Below are 16,428 nucleotides of genomic sequence, written 5' to 3'. Positions count from 1 at the left end.
AGCGACCAAAGATTGCAACCAGGAGGCTCAGTGCCCAGCCATGCCAGCGCGCGGATCACGAAGGTACTCGTAGCTAACCGAGGCGAGATCGCCGTGCGCGTGATCCGGGCGGCCAAGGATGCCGGAATCGGCAGCGTCGCGGTCTATGCGGAACCGGACGCCGATGCCCCCTTCGTCAAGCTCGCCGACGAGGCCTTCGCCCTCGGCGGTCAGACCTCGGCCGAGTCCTACCTCGTGTTCGACAAGATCCTCGACGCCGCGTCGCGCTCCGGCGCCGACGCCATCCACCCCGGCTACGGATTCCTCTCCGAGAACGCCGACTTCGCCCAGGCCGTCCTCGACGCCGGGCTGATCTGGATCGGCCCGTCCCCGCAGTCGATTCGCGACCTCGGCGACAAGGTCACCGCCCGCCACATCGCCGAGCGCGCCAAGGCGCCGATGGCCGCGGGCACCAAGGACCCGGTGAAGAACGCCGACGAGGTCGTCGAATTCGCGAAGCAGTACGGCGTGCCGGTCGCCATCAAGGCCGCCTTCGGTGGCGGTGGCCGCGGCATGAAGGTCGCGCACTCCATCGAGGAGATTCCGGAGCTGTTCGAGTCGGCCACCCGCGAGGCGATCGCGGCGTTCGGCCGCGGCGAATGCTTCGTCGAGCAGTACCTCGACAAGGCACGCCACGTCGAGGCGCAGGTCATCGCCGACAAGCACGGCAACGTGATCGTCGCGGGCACCCGCGACTGCTCGCTGCAGCGCCGCTTCCAGAAGCTGGTCGAGGAGGCCCCCGCGCCGTTCCTCACCGACGATCAGCGCGCGCGGATCCACGCCTCCGCCAAGGCCATCTGCAAGGAGGCCGGCTACTACGGTGCGGGCACCGTGGAATACCTGGTGCAGGGCGACACCGTCTCGTTCCTCGAGGTGAACACCCGTCTGCAGGTCGAGCACCCGGTCACCGAGGAGACCGCGGGCATCGACCTGGTGCGTCAGCAGTTCCGCATCGCCAACGGCGAGGAGCTGGAGTTCACCGAGGATCCGAAGCCGCGCGGCCACTCGATCGAGTTCCGCATCAACGGCGAGGACGCAGGCCGCGGCTTCCTGCCCGCCCCCGGCCCCGTCGCGGTGTACAAGGAGCCGACCGGCCCCGGCGTGCGCGTGGATTCCGGTGTGGTGCAGGGCAGCGTCATCGGCGGGCAGTTCGACTCGATGCTTGCCAAGCTGATCGTCACCGGCGAGAACCGCACCCAGGCGCTGGAGCGGGCGCGGCGCGCGCTCGCCGAGTTCGAGGTCGACGGTCTGGCCACGGTCATCCCGTTCCACCGCGCGATCGTCGAGGATCCGGCGTTCATCGGTGACGGCGCGAAGTTCGACGTCTACACCAAGTGGATCGAGAACGAGTGGGTCAACACCGTCGAGCCGTTCACCGGTGGCGGCGCGCCCGCCGATGAGGACGAGGAACTGCCGCGGCAGAAGGTCGTCGTCGAGGTCGGCGGCCGTCGCGTCGAGGTCTCGCTGCCGGGCAACTTCACCGTCGGTGGCGGCGGGTCCGCCGCGGGCAACGGCGCAGGCGTGGTGCGCAAGAAGCCCAAGCCGCGCAAGCGTGGCGGCGCGGGCGCCGGTGCGGCCTCCGGTGACGCGGTCACCGCACCCATGCAGGGCACCGTCGTCAAGGTCGCCGTGGAAGAGGGCCAGGCCGTCGAGGCGGGCGACCTCATCGTGGTGCTCGAGGCCATGAAGATGGAGAACCCGGTCAACGCGCACAAGGCGGGCGTGGTCACCGGTCTGTCCGTCGAGGCGGGCGCCGCGATCACCCAGGGCACCGTGCTGGCCGAGATCAAGTAGGCATCGCACCGCCGCGGCCCGTCGACTCGACCGAGTCGACGGGCCGCTGGCGTATCGTCCGGCGGATCGTCCACCGGGTGCGGCACTGCATCGTTGCGGCGAGACCACTGTTCGCCTCGCGGGTTTGCGCGGAGGACAACGAGCGGTGCCGGTACCCGGCGGCGGCGCGGCCGCCGGTGAGCTTGCCGGTTTCCGTGCGCCCGTAGGCGCCGTCGGTACCGAGGAACTCGAATCGCGGCCGCGCGAGGTGCTGCCTGGTCGAGGACAAGTAAACAACCGGCGAATACCGTCCGGCGGGACCGCTGGTCTTCGACGCGCCTTCCGCGGCTGTCGTATCGTGGTCCGGTGACCAGTTCGTCGAGTGGGTCCGCCGTCGCGGACGTGATCCGCGGGCGCCGGGCGTCGGCGAGCCGCGACGACGGCAATCGGCTCGTGCTCGTCGTCGAGGGCGGCGGCAGTCGGGGCGTGTACTCGAGCGGGATGGTGTCCGCGCTCGAAGAGCTGGGTCTGTCAGGCATTTTCGACGCCGTCTACGGCACCTCCGCGGGCGCGATCAACGGTGCGTGGCTGCTGTGCGGGCGCGCGATCGCAGGCATGCGGGCATGGACCGATCCGGCGATCATGCGCCGCGCCATCGACCCGGCCAGGCTGCTGCGCGGGCGGCCCGCCTTCGACCTGCACTACCTGGTGCATCAGGTGTACGACGGCCTGGAGCCGATGGATTTTCCCGCGATCCTGGCCAACCAGACCACCTTTCACCCCATCGCCACCGATATCCACACCGGCCACGCCGTCGATCTGCACGAGCACATCGTCGACAAGCCGACGCTGATGACCGCGCTGCGCGCCTCGGCCGGTCTGCCGATCCTGGCGGGTCCACCGGTCCCGCTCGGTGGCGCGCAGTACTTCGACGGCGGCCTCACCGAAACCGTGCCGATCCGCAGCGCGGTGCGCGCCGGCGCCACCCACGCCCTGGTGCTGCGCACCCGCCGCACCGACGAGCGCCGCCCACCCGCCTCCCGGCTGCACAGCATCGTCGGCGGTGGCTACATGCGCATGCGCGCCCCCGGCGCATACCGCGCCTGGCTGCAGCGACCCCACCAGCAATTCATCGAAGACCGCTTCCTCGCCGACCAGGGCAACGCGGTCCTGCAGATCCACCCACCCCTCGGCTCCCCCGATATCGGCAGCGCCGCAACGGATACCGACCTACTCGCCAGGGCACTGCACATCGGCCGCCGCGCCGTCCACGACGCCCTCGCCGCCCTCCGCACCGCCTGACATCCCGCGCTGCCGCCGAGCGCAGTCGAATGGCCCTGCGACACGCCGTAATCGAGGGCCATATGACTGCGCTCGCCGGACCTCGTATCCCAGCGCCGCTGACCACTGCACCGGCTCGATGGCAGGGCCGCATCGGACCACGATGGGTGTGCACCGCGTGGAGCAGCCGAACCGAGCCGTCTGACACCACCCGGTTCTTGTCCGCCGAGCGCAGTCGAATGGCCCTGCGACACGCCGTAATCAGGAGCCATTTGACTGCGCTCGCCGGATCTCCGCCTTTCCGGCCGCAGCCCAGCTCCACGGGCCGGTCGCAAGGGTTGCCCGGCAATCACCCGGGGATCGGGCGAACGGACGCTCGAATCCCCGGCCGGACGCGCCTCGAGTTCCTCGGCAGTGCCCGCGGTCTCACCGGTTACCGATTCGCCCAGGGGAGGGACAGCGACGGGACGGTCACCTGCGGGATCGGGGCGTAGGGGTTCGGTTGCTCCTCCGGTGGGGAGTCGACCACCGCTACCGGTGATGGGGGTTGCGGGGCGGGGGCGGTGCCGTCCGGGTCGGCGAGGACCACCAGTGCGGCGCAGCCCGCGGCGAGCAGGAATGGGGAGAGCAGTAGGAGCAGGCTCCACAGGATGACTCGGGAGGCCATGCTTCTGCGACGTCGCCGCTGCGGCCGTTCGGGGGTGGGAAATACGCGTCGTCCACGGACGGGGGCTGGTGCGGGTCTGCGCCATAGGTACCACTGGCGCGGCTGCGGCGACCACAGCCGCGGATTCGGTGGGGCCACTGGTCTTTCGGCGCGCACGAGCGCGTGTGCCGGTGCGTGGCGGGTCTCGATCCGAGTGGGCGGCAGGCCCGCCTGGACCGTGGCGTTACGCCGATTCGACGCGCGGGTCTCGATCCGAGTGGGCGGCACACCCGCCGGGAACGCGCCGTTGGGGCGATTGGACGCGCGCGTCTCGACTCGGGCCGGGCGCATGCCGGGGCGATTCGTCGCCGGGTAGGGCGGGGGTGACTGCCGAGTCGCTACCTTGGTTGGCCGCGGCGGAGCCGGATAGCGGGTGGACGGGTCGAACGGCGGGTGGGTGGCGACTCGGGTCGGCGGTAGGCCGGGATCGGGTAGGTGTTTCGTCGGATTCGGCGGCACCGCGGCCGGTGGGTACGCCGCGCGATTCACCGCGATCCGTGCGGCGGTGGCGAATTCGCCCGCAGCCGAATAGCGCGCGTCGGGATGCTTGGCCATACCACGAGCGATGACCTCGTCCAGTTCGCGCGGGACGGCGGGATTGCGGACGGCCGCGCGCGGCGGCTCGGTGAGCAGGTGGGCGTGCATCTGCTGGGCCGGGTCGGTATCGCCGTAGGGGCGGCGGCCGGTCACGCACTCGTAGAGCACGCAGGCAAGCGAGTAGACGTCCGAGCGCGCGTCGGTCTTGCCGGTGAAGCGTTCCGGCGCCATGTACGCCCAGGTCCCCATCGCGAAACCGGTTGCCGTGATCGCGGTTTGGCCGGTGCGGTGCGCGACGCCGAAGTCGATGAGGAACGCGGCGCCGTCGGGCCGGACGACGATATTGGACGGCTTCACATCCCGGTGCACGAGGCCGGCACGATGGGCCGCGTCGAGCGCCGCCGCCACCTGTCCGATGATGCCGACCGCGACCGCGGGCGGTATGAGTCCGTCGGTGCTCAGCCGTGCCCCGAGGTCGGTGCCTTCGATGAACGCCATATCGATGAACAACCGGCCGTCGATCTCGCCGTGCGAGTGAATGGCGGCGACATGCGGGCTGCGCAGCGCCGCGATGATTTCGGCCTCACGCTCGAAGCGCTTGCGGTATCCGGCATCGGCCGCGAGTTCGGCAGGCAGCAACTTCAGCGCGACCCGGCGCTCCGCCACGGTGTCGTAGGCGAGCCAGACCTGCCCCATCCCGCCCTTGCCGAGCATTCGCTCCAGCCGGTACCGCCCGAACCCGATATCCCCCATCGCCGAACCTCCGTGTCACCGTTGACAAATCGCCGCAGCACACCGAAAGCCCAGCTCACGGTAGAAATTTCAAGCGCCGAGCCTGCCTTGGAGCCTACCGCCCAACCAACGCATCGATCATGTGACCTACCCAACGTTCTGGACACGACCGGCGCACCGGCGAAACCAATCGACTGCACCGAGAGACTGTTCCGCGAGCCTGGTCCGAGTATGCCGAACCACCGTCGGCCCCGAACGGCGCCGAGAACCGGTCAGCACGCCCTGTTCCGCGCGCCGAGCAGGCCGAGGAGGTGACAGGGCTCTGCCGCATATCGGGTCCGCCCGCGGCGGAAGTTCGTCGAGCGCGTCGAGAATTGCGTGGCGATCGAATGCTCGACAGTGCGACAGCTCAGGCGGGAGTCAATACGGTGACGGTGCCCTCCTTGTAGTTGGTGATGTAGGCGACGTGCGTTTGCGGGTCGACGGCGATGCCGGAGGGGTAAGGGCCCGCATCGATGCTCGCGGCGACCGTGTTGGTTGCGGTGTCGACGACCAGGACCGGTTCCGCCACTTGGCCGTTCGGTGTCGAGGTCCGCCCCTGCGCGTTGGTGGTGATCAGGGCGGTGTTGGCCTGCGGGTCGATGGCGATGTGCTGCGGGCGGGCGACCTTCACCGTGGCGGTGATCGCGTTGGTGCGGGTGTCGATCACGTAGAGGGATCCGTCGCCGACGAGGTAGGCGGTGCTCGTCTTCGGATCGACCACCACATCGGTGGTCGACTTGCCGAGTTTCAGCGTCGCGGTCACCGCATTGGTGCCGGTATCGATCACCGACACCGCGCTGCCCGGGTAGCTCGCCACATAGGCGGCGCGTGTCTGCGGATCCACCCCGACATCGGTGGCGTAGGAGAGACGTTTGACGGTCGCGGTCACCTTGTTGGTCCTGGTGTCGATCACCGAGACCGAACTGCCGGAGTTGTCGCCGACCATACTGCCTCGATTGGCGACATAGGCGGTGTGCGACGCGGGATCGAGCGCGATGCCCTGCGGATTCTCCCCGACACCGATGGTGGCGGTGACGGTGTTGCTCTGCGTATCGATGACGGACACCCGGCCGCTGACGCTGGCGACGTTGTCCGTGCCCGGCTGCGCCGGCACCGACGGCGGCGTCCAGCTGACATACGCGGTGTGCGATGCCGGATCGAGCGCGATACCGCTCGGGTACGAACCGATCTCGATGGTGGCGGTCACCCTGTTGGCGCGGGTGTCGATCACCGAAACGGTGCCCTGGTCGGGCTTGTCACCCGTGTTGACCACGTACGCGGTGTGCGCCAGCGGGTCGATGGCGATATCCGACGGGCCGGCGCCAACGGAGATCTTGGCGGTCACGGTCCGCGGCGTTACCGCGGTGACCGGGACAGGCGGCGGCGCCGGAGTACCGGCCGCACCGGGTGCGGCTTCGCCCGCGGCGGCACTACCCGGCGCCGTACTCTGACGCCAGAACCACACCGCACCGCCACCCGCCGCGGCGAGCAGCACGACCAGCGCAACCAGAGACAGCTGGATCATCTTCTTGCGTTTGGCTTTCGACGCCTGCCGCGCACGTTCCTCGCGCTGCCGCCCGGCCTGCGCACGCGTCCGCCATCGCGTATTCGCCTCTGCTCCATCCGCATCCGAACGCACCTCGGGCGAGCCACCTCGCGATGCGTTGACGGAACGTGGATTCCCCTCTTCCCCACCATGATTCGAAAAAGTCTCCGGGCCGTCCAGCCAGTCCTGCCGCCCGCCCACCGAACCGACCCCCGGCTCCACCCCCTGCGATACCGACCCGGGCCGATCGTCGGCCCACGCTTCGCGCGGCCCCACCGGATCCGAGTGATGTGTTCCCGAATATTGCTCCATCGCAGTGGAATTCGCGTACACGACCGCGTCGGACCGCGCAGCGCCCTGCGCGGAACCGTGGACTTGTGAATACGCTTCGGGCGCGCCGATATCGGGGGACGGCGGCAGTGCCGACGCGGGCAGGATCGGCAGCACCGCCGTCACCTCGGCATCCGCGAGCGCGCTCAGTGCGGCATAGGCGGCACGGGAGAAGTCGTCGGCGGTGACGTATCGGCGGTCCGGATCCTTGTCCATGCCGCGGGCGATCACATCGTCCAGCGCGGCGGGCACGGCCCTGTTGACGTCCGCCGCGAGCGGGGGCGGCACCGTGAGGTGTGCGCGCATCTGGTCGGCCGGGTCGGTATCGCCGTATGGCCTTCGGCCGGTGAGTGTTTCGTAGAGAACGCAGGCGAGCGCGTAGATGTCCGAGCGCGCATCGGCCTCGCCGCTGAAACGCTCCGGCGCCGTGTAGGCGAGGGTGCCGATCGACGGGCCGGTGCCGGTCAGCGCGGCCTGCCCGGTGCGGTGCGCGACACCGAAGTCGATCAGGTAGGCGAATCCGTTGGCGTCGACGATGATGTTGGACGGTTTGACGTCGCGGTGGATCAGCCCCTCCCGATGTGCGACGTCGAGGGCGGCGGCGGTCTGCGCGATGATGTCCACCGCGGCCACCGGGGTCAGCGGGCCGTCGGTGCCGAGCATCGTCGCGACGTCGGTGCCCTCGATGAAAGCCATGTCGACGTAGAGGCGGCCGTCGATCTCACCGAAGGTGTGGATCGGCACGATGTGCGGACTGCGCAGTCGCGCCGCGAGCCGCGCCTCCTGTTCGAACCGTCGCCGGTAGGTCTCGTCCTCGGCGAATTCGGCGGGCAGTACCTTCAGCGCGATTGTCCGGTAGGTGGACATGTCATAGGCGAGCCAGACCTGCCCCGTCCCGCCGTGACCGAGGGGCCGCTCCAACCGATAGTGACCGAACCGGTCCTCCCCCATTGCCGCGAATCCTCTCGTGTCCACATCGACAACGGCCGCGCGCACGACGAAAGTCGTAGCGCCCGGCCGTAATTGGAGCATAGTGCGCCGCACCGGCCGATGCCCGCGCACAGCGGCGAATCCGCCCCGCCGGACAGTGCTGGTCAACTGCCCGGCACCGAGGGCGGCGCGGAGGCTAGCCTTTGTTGTATGAGTGAGGTCCCCGAGATCCGCATCGGCACCGCGGAACGCGAGGAGGCGCTACAGCGGCTCTCGGATCATTTCGCCGCAGGCCGGCTCAGTGTCGCCGAATTCGACGAGCGCAGCGCGGTGGTCGCGACCGCGCTGACCCGCGGCGACCTGGAGCAGGTGTTCACGGACCTGCCCGTGCCTGCGGCCCCCGCCCCACCACCGGTCAAGAAGCCGAATGCGTTCCTGGCGGCATTGCCGGAGCGGGCGATGCCGGTGATCGTCATCGCGGCGATCATCCTGTTCTTCGTCACCAACCAGTGGCTGTGGTTCCTCGCCATCCCGCTGGCTGGCGCGCTGCTGTTCGGCGGGCGCCACAACCACGACGAACGCCGCCGAGGGCATGACAAGCGCCGCCGGGTAGATCTCGACAAGCACCAGCAACGCATCGATCGTCACCGGGATCGGCTGGAGCGCAGGCAGGACCGGCTCGACCGCCGCCACGGCAAGCCCGACGATCAGGACCGAGGCTGATGGAACCCGTCGAGATCAACGCGGGCGCCTGGTACCTGCGCGCGCTGCGCGCCGACGAACGCATCGATGACCGGCCCGCCCTCGCCGAGGGCGGCATCACCGATCCGGACTACGTCGCCATCCGCACCGCTCAGTGGGACGCCGAAACCCACTTCTCCTGGGCCGTCTGCGAACCCACCACCGCCGAACTCGTCGCCGAAATCATCGTCACCCCAACCGGTGACACCTCAGCCGACCTCTCCGGCTGGGCCCGCTCCGGCTACGAGCCCGCGCTCGAGACCGGCGCGACCGCGGTGCGCCGATTCATGGAGGGCGCCCTCGGCCTGCGGATACCATGACCACATGTCGATTCCGCACATCGAGCGGCCCGATCTCCCGGAGTACATGACCTGGGAGGAGCTCGAACGCCTTCCCGAGGAGATCGCGGAACAGATCGAGCTGTGGGATGGTCGTGTCGTTTGGGTGCGGCGTGGGCCTTCCGAGCACCAGGTTTACACAGCAAACCTGTTCAATGCTTTGCGCCGAGCCGCGCGAAAGTCGATGTCCGAGTGCCCAGAGCAGTGCTGGCAAGTCGCGCTCGAGACGAACGTCTTCTTGGGCAAGAGCGGGAAGTCCAATTTCCTCACGCCAGACTTCCTGGTGTTTCGATGCATCGAGGAATACAAGGACGTTCGCGCCACCGATACCCTGCTGGTTGGCGAAGTACACTCGCCCTCCAACACGCAAACCGACATTGAGGCCAAGAAGTTCCGCTATGCCAGCGCTGGCATCCCGTGGTATTGGGAGGTTGCACTCGCGCGCAACCCCCGTGGCATCGCAAGTATCCGCGCATATGTCCTCGAGACCGGCCACGGCCGGATACCGCAAGGTGTTCGTCCGCTACGCACAGCGAACTACATCGTGGCCGGTGAGTGGACGCCGCAGGACAACGAGAACGGTGTCGAGATCGATTTCCCGTTCCCGATCAGCATCCCCTGGTCGGACCTCGACTACTGATCAGCGCATGACGCCGGTGTGCCCGGTGGAGTAGCGGCCCGGCTGGGGCCAGACCGTGAGGCCGTGCGGGCCGCGGCCGACGGGGATCTTCGCCAGCAGATTCCAGTTGGCGATGTCGACCGCGTAGACGACGCCGTGGTGGCGGCCGGATACCCAGAAGATATTTCCGTCGGCGGAGATGTTGCCCATATCGGGGCTGCCGCCGCCGGGGATCTCCCACTTGCGCACCAGTTGATTGGCGGCGAAATCCCAGACCGAGATGGTGCCCTCGTGCCGGTTGGTGATCAGCATCTGCTTGGAGTCGCGGGTGACGTACAACCCGTGCGCCCCCTTGCCGGTCGGGACGAACCCGGTGTTCTCGAAGGTGAGCGCGTCGATGGTGTACACGCCGTCGGCCATCATGTCGGCGACGAAGAAGGTGCGCCCGTCGGGTGACAGCTTGACGTCCTGCGGCATGCCGGAACGCCCGCCCGGCAGATCGATCAGCTTGAGCTCTTTGCGCTGCGCGACGTCGAAAACCATCATGCGCCCGGCGAATTCGCAGCTGGCCACGGCGAAGCGGCCGTCGGCGGTGAAGTCCATGTGGTCGATGCCCGCACAGTCGGGCACCGCCATGGCGTGCACCTTCTGCCAGGTGCGCGGATCGTAGAAGTCCAGCGACTTGTCGGCCTCGGCGACGACGAGCGCGAACTGACCGTCCGGCGTGTAGTACATGTTGTAGGGATCGCGGACCGGCAGCGCGTCGCCCGGCTGTCCCGTACGCGGATCGATCGGCCGCAGGCTGCCACCGCCGATCGGCAGATCGTTGGTGACATAGAGGGTTTGCATGTCGTAGGCCGGCACCACATGCTGCGGCTCGGTACCGCCCGCGGGGAAGGTATCGATCACCTGGAAGGTGGCCGGATCGATCACCGAGACGGTGTGCGATTCACTGTTGGGCACGTACACCAGCGGCCGATGATCGGCCACCGCCGGGCTCAGTTCCCGGTTCGCGGCGTACACGTCGGTCGGCGAGAGCGGCGGCGGCATGCCGGGCAACAGGTTCGACATGTGCGGTGGCATCGTCGTGGCGGTTGCGGCCACGCTGGTGGTGGCCTGCGTACCCGCCGAACCCGCCTCGCTGATGGAGGAGCATCCGGCCGCCGCGACAACGGCGATCGATAAGAGCAGTGGTGCCGCACGTCGGTTCACGCGCTGCACCGTGCCAGGGTGTGGTGAAGACGAGATGACATGGCAGCGAAGCCTAGGCGCTGGTCACCTGATAGGGCGGCAATCCGCGCCGCGCGCCCGAATCATCCTGATTCGCAGCACATGTCATCTCATCGAATCACACCAGGTCGGCGAGCACCCGATCCAACGCGTCCACCGCGGTATCCAGCTCGGCGCCGGTGACGGTGAGCGGCGGACGGAAACGAATGCCGCGATCGCCGGTGCCGAGGATCAGCACCTGCTCACGCTCACGCAGTGTGGTGAGCACCCGGTCCCGTAAATCCGCCGAGGACAAGGTGATCGCGCACATCAGCCCGCGCCCGCGCGGTTCGGTGACGCTGGTGTACTTGTCGGCCAGCGTGCCGAGCCGGTCGAGCAGATGCGCGCCGAGCGGGCGGGACCGCGCGATGAGCTCATCGCGTTCCAGCACCTCGAGAATGCGCCGCACGCGCACCATATCGGTGAGGTTGCCGCCCCAGGTCGAGTTGAGCCGGGAGCTGACGTTGAAGACGTTGTCGGGCACCTCGTCGACGCGCCCGCCCGCCATCACACCGCACACCTGGGTCTTCTTACCGAAGGCGACCACGTCCGGCTGCAGGCCGAGCTGCTGGTAAGCCCAGGTACTGCCGGTCATCCCGACGCCGGTCTGCACCTCGTCGAGCACGAACAGCGCGTCGTTGGCGTGGCACAGCTCCTGCATATACCGCAGGAATTCCGGGCGCATGTGCCGGTCGCCACCCTCGCCCTGGATCGGTTCGGCGATGAAACACGCGATGTCGTGCCGGTTTTCGGCGAACGCGCGGCGCGCCTGGTCCAGCGCGTGCGCCTCGGCGGCCTCGATGTCGACGTCGTCGGCCAGGTACGGCGTGTCGATGCGCGGCCAGTCGAACTTGGGGAAGCGCGCGACCTTCACCGGATCGGTGTTGGTCAGCGACATGGTGTACCCCGTGCGGCCGTGGAACGCCCCGGTCAGGTGCAGCACCTTGGTGCCGAGTTCGGCTGGGCGGCCGTTGGATTCGTTGTGCCTGCTCTTCCAGTCGAAGGCGACCTTCAGCGCGTTCTCCACGGCGAGGCCGCCGCCGTCGATGAAGAACAGGTGCGGCAGGGCGGGATCGCCGAGCACGCGCGCGAAGGTGTCGACGAACCGGGCCATCTCGACGGTGTAGATGTCGGAGTTGCTCGGTTTGTTGAGCGCCGCGGTGGCCAGTTCGGCGCGGAATTCCGCGTCGTCGGCCAGTGCGGGGTGGTTCATGCCCAGCGCGTTGGACGCGAAGAAGCCGAACATGTCTAAGTAGGCGGTGCCGTCGAGTTCGTCGACCAAGCGGCAGCCGCGGGATTGCCGCAGATCAAGCACTAGGTCGAAGCCGTCGGCAAGGATGCTCGCGGACAAGATCTCATGTACCCGGTTGGGGGTGGTGACCGGTGTGATGTCACCACCCGCGCGGGTGCGCTCCAGTTCGAGGGTCACACCCCGAGGGTACGTAAATATTTACGGAATCTCTACAGATTTGCGTAATAAGTCCGCGTAACAGCTACTTGTCATAGAATGTCTGCAGAATGATGGTGCTTCGTGTCCGGACGTTGGCCGTCGCCCTGATCTCCTGCAGCAGCTGTTCCAGGTGCCGCGGCGAAGCGACTCGGACGAGCAACATGTAGCTTTCGTCGCCCGCCACCGAGTGGCACGCCTCGATTCCCGGGATGTGCTGCAAGAGTGCGGGCGCGTCGTCGGGTTGGGACGGATCGAGAGGAGTGATCGCGACGAATGCCGACAGCAACTGACCGAGCGCCTCGGGGTCGACATGCGCCGTGTATCCCCGGATCACGCCGCGCGCTTCCAGCCTGCGCACCCGCGACTGCACCGCGGACACCGACAGACTCGCCTTTTCGGCCAGGTTCGACAGGGTGGCCCGACCATCGGCCATCAGTTCACGAATCAGTAGCCGATCGATGTCGTCGAGCACGGGTCGTGCCGGTGTATCCGCCATCAGCGAAGGCTAACCCAGCAACCCCACCTCGGGGCAGAAACACCTATGAACTCCACAGCGGTCGAAAGGTATAGCGGAGCAACAGATGACAGACGTACTCGGCGATCAGACCACCCGGGAACTGGCGGAACGTGCGGCGACCCTGCTGCGCGCACTCGGCGCCGACGCACCGGAGCCAGGGGCCTTGGCGGCCCGCACCCCGATCACCGGCGGGCAGCTCATGACGCTGTCGGCAAGCTCACTCGACGAGGTGGACGCGGCCATCGGCCGGGCCGCAACGGCATTCGAGTCGTGGCGCACGGTACCGGCGCCGGGCCGGGCGGCGGTGGTGCGCAGGCTGGCCGAGCTGCTGGTCACGCATAAATTCGAGCTGGCCGAGCTGGTCACCTTGGAGGCGGGCAAGATCGGCGCCGAAGCCGCGGGCGAGGTGCAGGAGATGATCGACATCTGCGAGTTCGCCATCGGGCTCTCGCGCCAGCTCTACGGGCGGACCATGCCCTCGGAGCGGCCCGGCCACCGGCTGATGGAGACCTGGCACCCGCTCGGCGTGGTCGGGGTGATCTCGGCGTTCAACTTCCCGGTCGCGGTGTGGGCGTGGAATACCGCCGTCGCACTCGTCTGCGGTGACACCGTGGTGTGGAAGCCGTCGGAGACCACACCGCTCACCGCACTGGCCTGCCACACGCTGTTGCGCAGGGCCGCCGCCGACGTCGGCGCGGATCCCCAAGTGCACCAACTGATTCAGGGCACCGCCGAGGTCGGCGCGCGGCTGGTGGACGACGAGCGGGTCGCGCTGGTGAGCGCGACCGGTTCGGTGCGGATGGGGCAGACCGTCGCGCCGAAGGTGGCGGCGCGGTTCGGCCGCTGCCTGCTGGAGCTCGGCGGCAACAATGCCGCGATCGTCACGCCCTCAGCCGATCTGGAGCTGGCGGCGCGGGCCATCGTGTTCTCGGCGGCGGGCACCGCCGGGCAGCGGTGCACCACGCTGCGCCGGTTGATCGTGCACGCCGACGTGGTCGGGCCACTGCTCGAGCGGGTCGAGAAGGCGTATCGGCAACTGCGCGTAGGTAATCCGCTCGAGGACGGCGTGCTGGTCGGCCCGCTGATCAACGAGCGCGGTTATGCCGGGATGCGCGCCGCGCTCGACCAGGCGGTCGCCGACGGCGGCGAAATAGTCTGCGGCGGTGAGCGTGTCGACGGATTCGGCGACGACGCCTACTACGTGCGCCCGGCGATCGTGCGGATGCCCGCGCAGACGGCGGTGGTGCGCGAGGAGACCTTCGCGCCGATCCTCTACGTGCTCGCCTACCACGACTTCGACGCGGCCGTCGCACTGCACAACGCGGTGCCGCAAGGACTTTCGTCGGCGGTGTTCACCCGCGACCAGCGCGAGGCCGAACGCTTCCTCGCCGCCGACGGCTCCGACTGCGGCATCGCCAACGTCAACATCGGCACCTCCGGCGCCGAGATCGGCGGCGCCTTCGGCGGTGAGAAGCAGACCGGCGGCGGCCGCGAATCCGGCTCGGACTCGTGGAAGGCCTACATGCGCCGCGCCACCAACACCGTCAACTACTCCGACGAACTGCCACTGGCCCAGGGCATCCGCTTCGAGTGACCTGACCTGCCCACCGATACCGATTAGGTCGTACGGCCACCCGCGTGTAATGTTTCTCGTGCAGCGCGGGGTGGAGCAGCTCGGTAGCTCGCTGGGCTCATAACCCAGAGGTCGCAGGTTCAAATCCTGTCCCCGCTACTAGAGAACGGGCCTCGGAACCATTGGTTCCGAGGCCCGTTCTGCTTATGTTCGCAATTGTGTGAATTCGGGCATCGGGCACAGCGGCTGCCGGTTCCCGCTACGCTCGCTCCGCCAACCCCACGCGCTTCCGTCGAGGAGGTTTGTCGTTGCTGCTGTACACGTGCCTGAATGTGTGGTGTCTGGATTCGCGGCACGACACTCCGCTGTGCCCGTACAAGCCGCCGTCTCAGCTGGGGTCGATGACTCCGGCCGAACTGACGACGGTGGGGCACCTGCACCGGCTCAACGCGGCCGGCGCGTTCGACAGAGGCCCATTGCTGCCGCGCATCACCGTCAACCGGCGGCGCGCCCGGGTGAAGCGGACGTCCGCGGATCCTTGGCGACCGTTGCTGGTGTTCTGCCTGGTCATCACACTGATCGTGGTCGGGCTCACGTCCCTGCTGTGAAACCTGTCGGCAGCGCGAATCACTCTGCGAACCAGATGGATTGACGCCGCACCGGAGTCGGTGCTGGGCTGTTCGGTGCGCGATAGCCGCGATCGGACAGAAGGGCGGGCCGGGTGTCGGGGGCGGGCCGGACAGTCGAACGGGTCACCTACGCGGCCATTTTCGCCGAGCGCGAGTTCCGGGCGCTGTTCCTCAGCCGGTCGCTGTCCACCATCGGCGATTACCTCGCCCGCGCCGCGCTGACCATCGCGGTCTTCACCGAAACCGGGTCCGAGGCGCTGATGGGCGTCACGTTCGCCCTGACCGTTCTCCCCGACCTCATCGGCGGACCGCTGCTCGCCGGTCTCGCGGATCGGCTCCCCCGTCGCGCGGTCATGATCACCGCCGACCTCGGGCGCGCACTGCTGTTGCTGGTCATGGCGATTCCGGGGATGCCGCTGATCGCGTTGTGGGCGTTGCTGTTCGCGATCCGGCTGGTGGACGCGCCCTTCAACAGCGCATACCTGTCCACCATGTCCGTCGTCCTGCCCGGCAAGAAGCTGGTGCGCGGGTCCGCGATCACCCAGCTGGTCAACCACCTCTCGTACACGATCGGCTACGGCCTCGGTGGCGTGGTCGTCGCGCTCACCGGGCTGTCCCCCGTCCTGATGTTCAACTCTGCCACCTTCCTCCTGTCCGGGATCGTGATCCTGCTCGGTGTGCGTGCCCGCCCGGCCACCGCCGACGCCGATGCCCGGCCGACCCTGCTCGGATCCGCCCGTGCCGCAACCCGCTACATCGTCGGCGACCCACGGCTGCGGTTGATCATGCTGTTCCCGTTTGCCATCGCGACCACCCTCGCGACCGAGACGCTCGCGGCACCGTACGCGGCACAGATCGACCACGGGCCCGCCGTCGCCGGATTGCTGATGGGCGCGGGCCCCGCGGGCATCGTCATCGGACTGTGGCTGCTCCCCATGCTCATCCCCGACCAGCGGACCCGGCACCTCGCGGTCCTGTCCGTCATCAGCTGCGCCCCGCTGGCACTGTTCTTCACGGTGCCCGCGGCAGCGATGGCATGTGCGCTGATCGTGATCTCGGGAATCGCCCTGTACTACTGGATTCCACTCGCCGCCGATTTCACCCAGGCCATCCCGGACAGCATGCGCGGCCAAGCGGTCGGCCTGCTCACGACAATGATGCGAGTCACCCAGGGCTTCGCCATCCTGATCTTCGGCCTGGCAGCGCAGTACGTCCAGTCCGCAACGGTGATCGCGTTTTCCGGAACGATCGGCACGATCATGGTGATCGGCCTGTCTCTCGCCTGGGCGTCGGCAAACCGGTCGGCACAACTCACGCCGGCATCCGACACCGGCGCGAAACCGGGCTGCTGAAACGTCTTTCGGCTTACCATGCAG

13 protein-coding genes, 1 tRNA gene and 1 pseudogene are annotated in these 16,428 nt (G+C 68.2%); 9 read left to right on the top strand and 6 right to left on the bottom strand.

What is annotated here, in order from left to right:
• Positions 1 to 30: 30 nt before the first annotated feature.
• Positions 31 to 1,833: an acetyl/propionyl/methylcrotonyl-CoA carboxylase subunit alpha gene (locus tag ACIG5A_RS19130; RefSeq protein ID WP_397241552.1), complete on the top strand. Its 1,803-nt coding sequence runs from the start codon at positions 31 to 33 to the stop codon at positions 1,831 to 1,833.
• Here ACIG5A_RS19130 and ACIG5A_RS19125 read toward each other — a convergent pair.
• On the bottom strand, positions 1,826 to 2,101 hold the full coding sequence (locus tag ACIG5A_RS19125; protein ID WP_397241550.1) for a hypothetical protein: 276 nt from the start codon (positions 2,099 to 2,101) through the stop codon (positions 1,826 to 1,828). The genes ACIG5A_RS19130 and ACIG5A_RS19125 overlap by 8 nt on opposite strands.
• Before the next feature lie 77 nt (positions 2,102 to 2,178).
• Between ACIG5A_RS19125 and ACIG5A_RS19120 the strand changes: the two genes are divergently transcribed.
• A complete protein-coding gene (locus ACIG5A_RS19120; RefSeq protein WP_397241548.1) occupies positions 2,179 to 3,114 on the top strand; it encodes a patatin family protein in 936 nt (311 codons plus the stop codon).
• 412 nt (positions 3,115 to 3,526) lie between these two features.
• Here ACIG5A_RS19120 and ACIG5A_RS19115 read toward each other — a convergent pair whose 3' ends face one another.
• The gene (locus ACIG5A_RS19115; RefSeq protein WP_397241546.1) at positions 3,527 to 5,089 is read right to left on the bottom strand and encodes a protein kinase; all 1,563 of its coding nucleotides are present in this window, start codon (positions 5,087 to 5,089) and stop codon (positions 3,527 to 3,529) included.
• A gap of 388 nt (positions 5,090 to 5,477) precedes the next feature.
• Complete coding sequence (locus ACIG5A_RS19110) at positions 5,478 to 8,084, bottom strand: serine/threonine-protein kinase (protein WP_397241544.1); 2,607 nt, start codon at positions 8,082 to 8,084, stop codon at positions 5,478 to 5,480.
• Between the two features lie 42 nt (positions 8,085 to 8,126).
• Here ACIG5A_RS19110 and ACIG5A_RS19105 point away from each other — a divergent pair.
• The 3 genes and pseudogenes from ACIG5A_RS19105 to ACIG5A_RS19095 form a co-directional block, all read left to right on the top strand.
• A pseudogene (locus ACIG5A_RS19105) lies at positions 8,127 to 8,516 on the top strand (DUF1707 domain-containing protein); the annotation flags it as partial.
• 122 nt (positions 8,517 to 8,638) lie between these two features.
• Positions 8,639 to 8,977: a hypothetical protein gene (locus ACIG5A_RS19100; RefSeq protein ID WP_397241542.1), complete on the top strand. Its 339-nt coding sequence runs from the start codon at positions 8,639 to 8,641 to the stop codon at positions 8,975 to 8,977.
• A gap of 4 nt (positions 8,978 to 8,981) precedes the next feature.
• Entirely contained in the window at positions 8,982 to 9,635 is a 654-nt protein-coding gene (locus tag ACIG5A_RS19095) for a Uma2 family endonuclease (RefSeq protein WP_397241540.1), read from the top strand.
• Here the strand turns inward: ACIG5A_RS19095 and ACIG5A_RS19090 are convergent, their stop codons facing one another.
• The 3 genes from ACIG5A_RS19090 to ACIG5A_RS19080 all read right to left on the bottom strand — a co-directional run bounded on the left by ACIG5A_RS19090 (position 9,636) and on the right by ACIG5A_RS19080 (position 12,829).
• Positions 9,636 to 10,826: a hypothetical protein gene (locus ACIG5A_RS19090; RefSeq protein ID WP_397241538.1), complete on the bottom strand. Its 1,191-nt coding sequence runs from the start codon at positions 10,824 to 10,826 to the stop codon at positions 9,636 to 9,638.
• A 136-nt stretch (positions 10,827 to 10,962) separates the two neighbouring features.
• Positions 10,963 to 12,273 carry an L-lysine 6-transaminase gene (gene lat / locus ACIG5A_RS19085; protein WP_397241872.1) on the bottom strand — a complete coding sequence of 437 codons (1,311 nt, stop codon included), beginning with the start codon at positions 12,271 to 12,273 and terminating at the stop codon, positions 10,963 to 10,965.
• A 103-nt stretch (positions 12,274 to 12,376) separates the two neighbouring features.
• Positions 12,377 to 12,829 carry an Lrp/AsnC family transcriptional regulator gene (locus ACIG5A_RS19080; protein ID WP_397241536.1) on the bottom strand — a complete coding sequence of 151 codons (453 nt, stop codon included), beginning with the start codon at positions 12,827 to 12,829 and terminating at the stop codon, positions 12,377 to 12,379.
• Positions 12,830 to 12,914: 85 nt separating this feature from the next.
• Here ACIG5A_RS19080 and ACIG5A_RS19075 point away from each other — a divergent pair, with 85 nt between their 5' ends.
• The 4 genes from ACIG5A_RS19075 to ACIG5A_RS19060 all read left to right on the top strand — a co-directional run bounded on the left by ACIG5A_RS19075 (position 12,915) and on the right by ACIG5A_RS19060 (position 16,404).
• Entirely contained in the window at positions 12,915 to 14,444 is a 1,530-nt protein-coding gene (locus tag ACIG5A_RS19075) for an aldehyde dehydrogenase family protein (RefSeq protein WP_397241534.1), read from the top strand.
• 64 nt (positions 14,445 to 14,508) lie between these two features.
• A tRNA-Met gene (locus tag ACIG5A_RS19070) sits at positions 14,509 to 14,582 on the top strand.
• A 149-nt stretch (positions 14,583 to 14,731) separates the two neighbouring features.
• Entirely contained in the window at positions 14,732 to 15,031 is a 300-nt protein-coding gene (locus tag ACIG5A_RS19065; RefSeq protein WP_397241532.1) for a hypothetical protein, read from the top strand.
• Between the two features lie 113 nt (positions 15,032 to 15,144).
• Positions 15,145 to 16,404, top strand: coding sequence for an MFS transporter (locus ACIG5A_RS19060; protein WP_397241530.1), 1,260 nt, complete (start codon positions 15,145 to 15,147; stop codon positions 16,402 to 16,404).
• Positions 16,405 to 16,428 lie beyond the last annotated feature (24 nt).

Origin of the sequence: Nocardia sp. NPDC052566 (genome assembly GCF_044547285.1) — a bacterium.
Classification (GTDB): domain Bacteria; phylum Actinomycetota; class Actinomycetes; order Mycobacteriales; family Mycobacteriaceae; genus Nocardia.
Note: the sequence above shows the minus strand (reverse complement) of the source record. Positions and strands in the feature narration are given on the sequence as shown.

Bases quoted from the DNA above. Each gene is read 5' to 3' on its own strand.
- ACIG5A_RS19115 (WP_397241546.1), bottom strand. From the start codon at position 5,089: ATGGGGGATATCGGGTTCGGGCGGTACCGGCTGGAGCGAATGCTCGGC.
- ACIG5A_RS19100 (WP_397241542.1), top strand. From the start codon at position 8,639: ATGGAACCCGTCGAGATCAACGCGGGCGCCTGGTACCTGCGCGCGCTG.
- ACIG5A_RS19095 (WP_397241540.1), top strand. From the start codon at position 8,982: ATGTCGATTCCGCACATCGAGCGGCCCGATCTCCCGGAGTACATGACC.
- ACIG5A_RS19080 (WP_397241536.1), bottom strand. From the start codon at position 12,829: ATGGCGGATACACCGGCACGACCCGTGCTCGACGACATCGATCGGCTA.
- ACIG5A_RS19075 (WP_397241534.1), top strand. From the start codon at position 12,915: ATGACAGACGTACTCGGCGATCAGACCACCCGGGAACTGGCGGAACGT.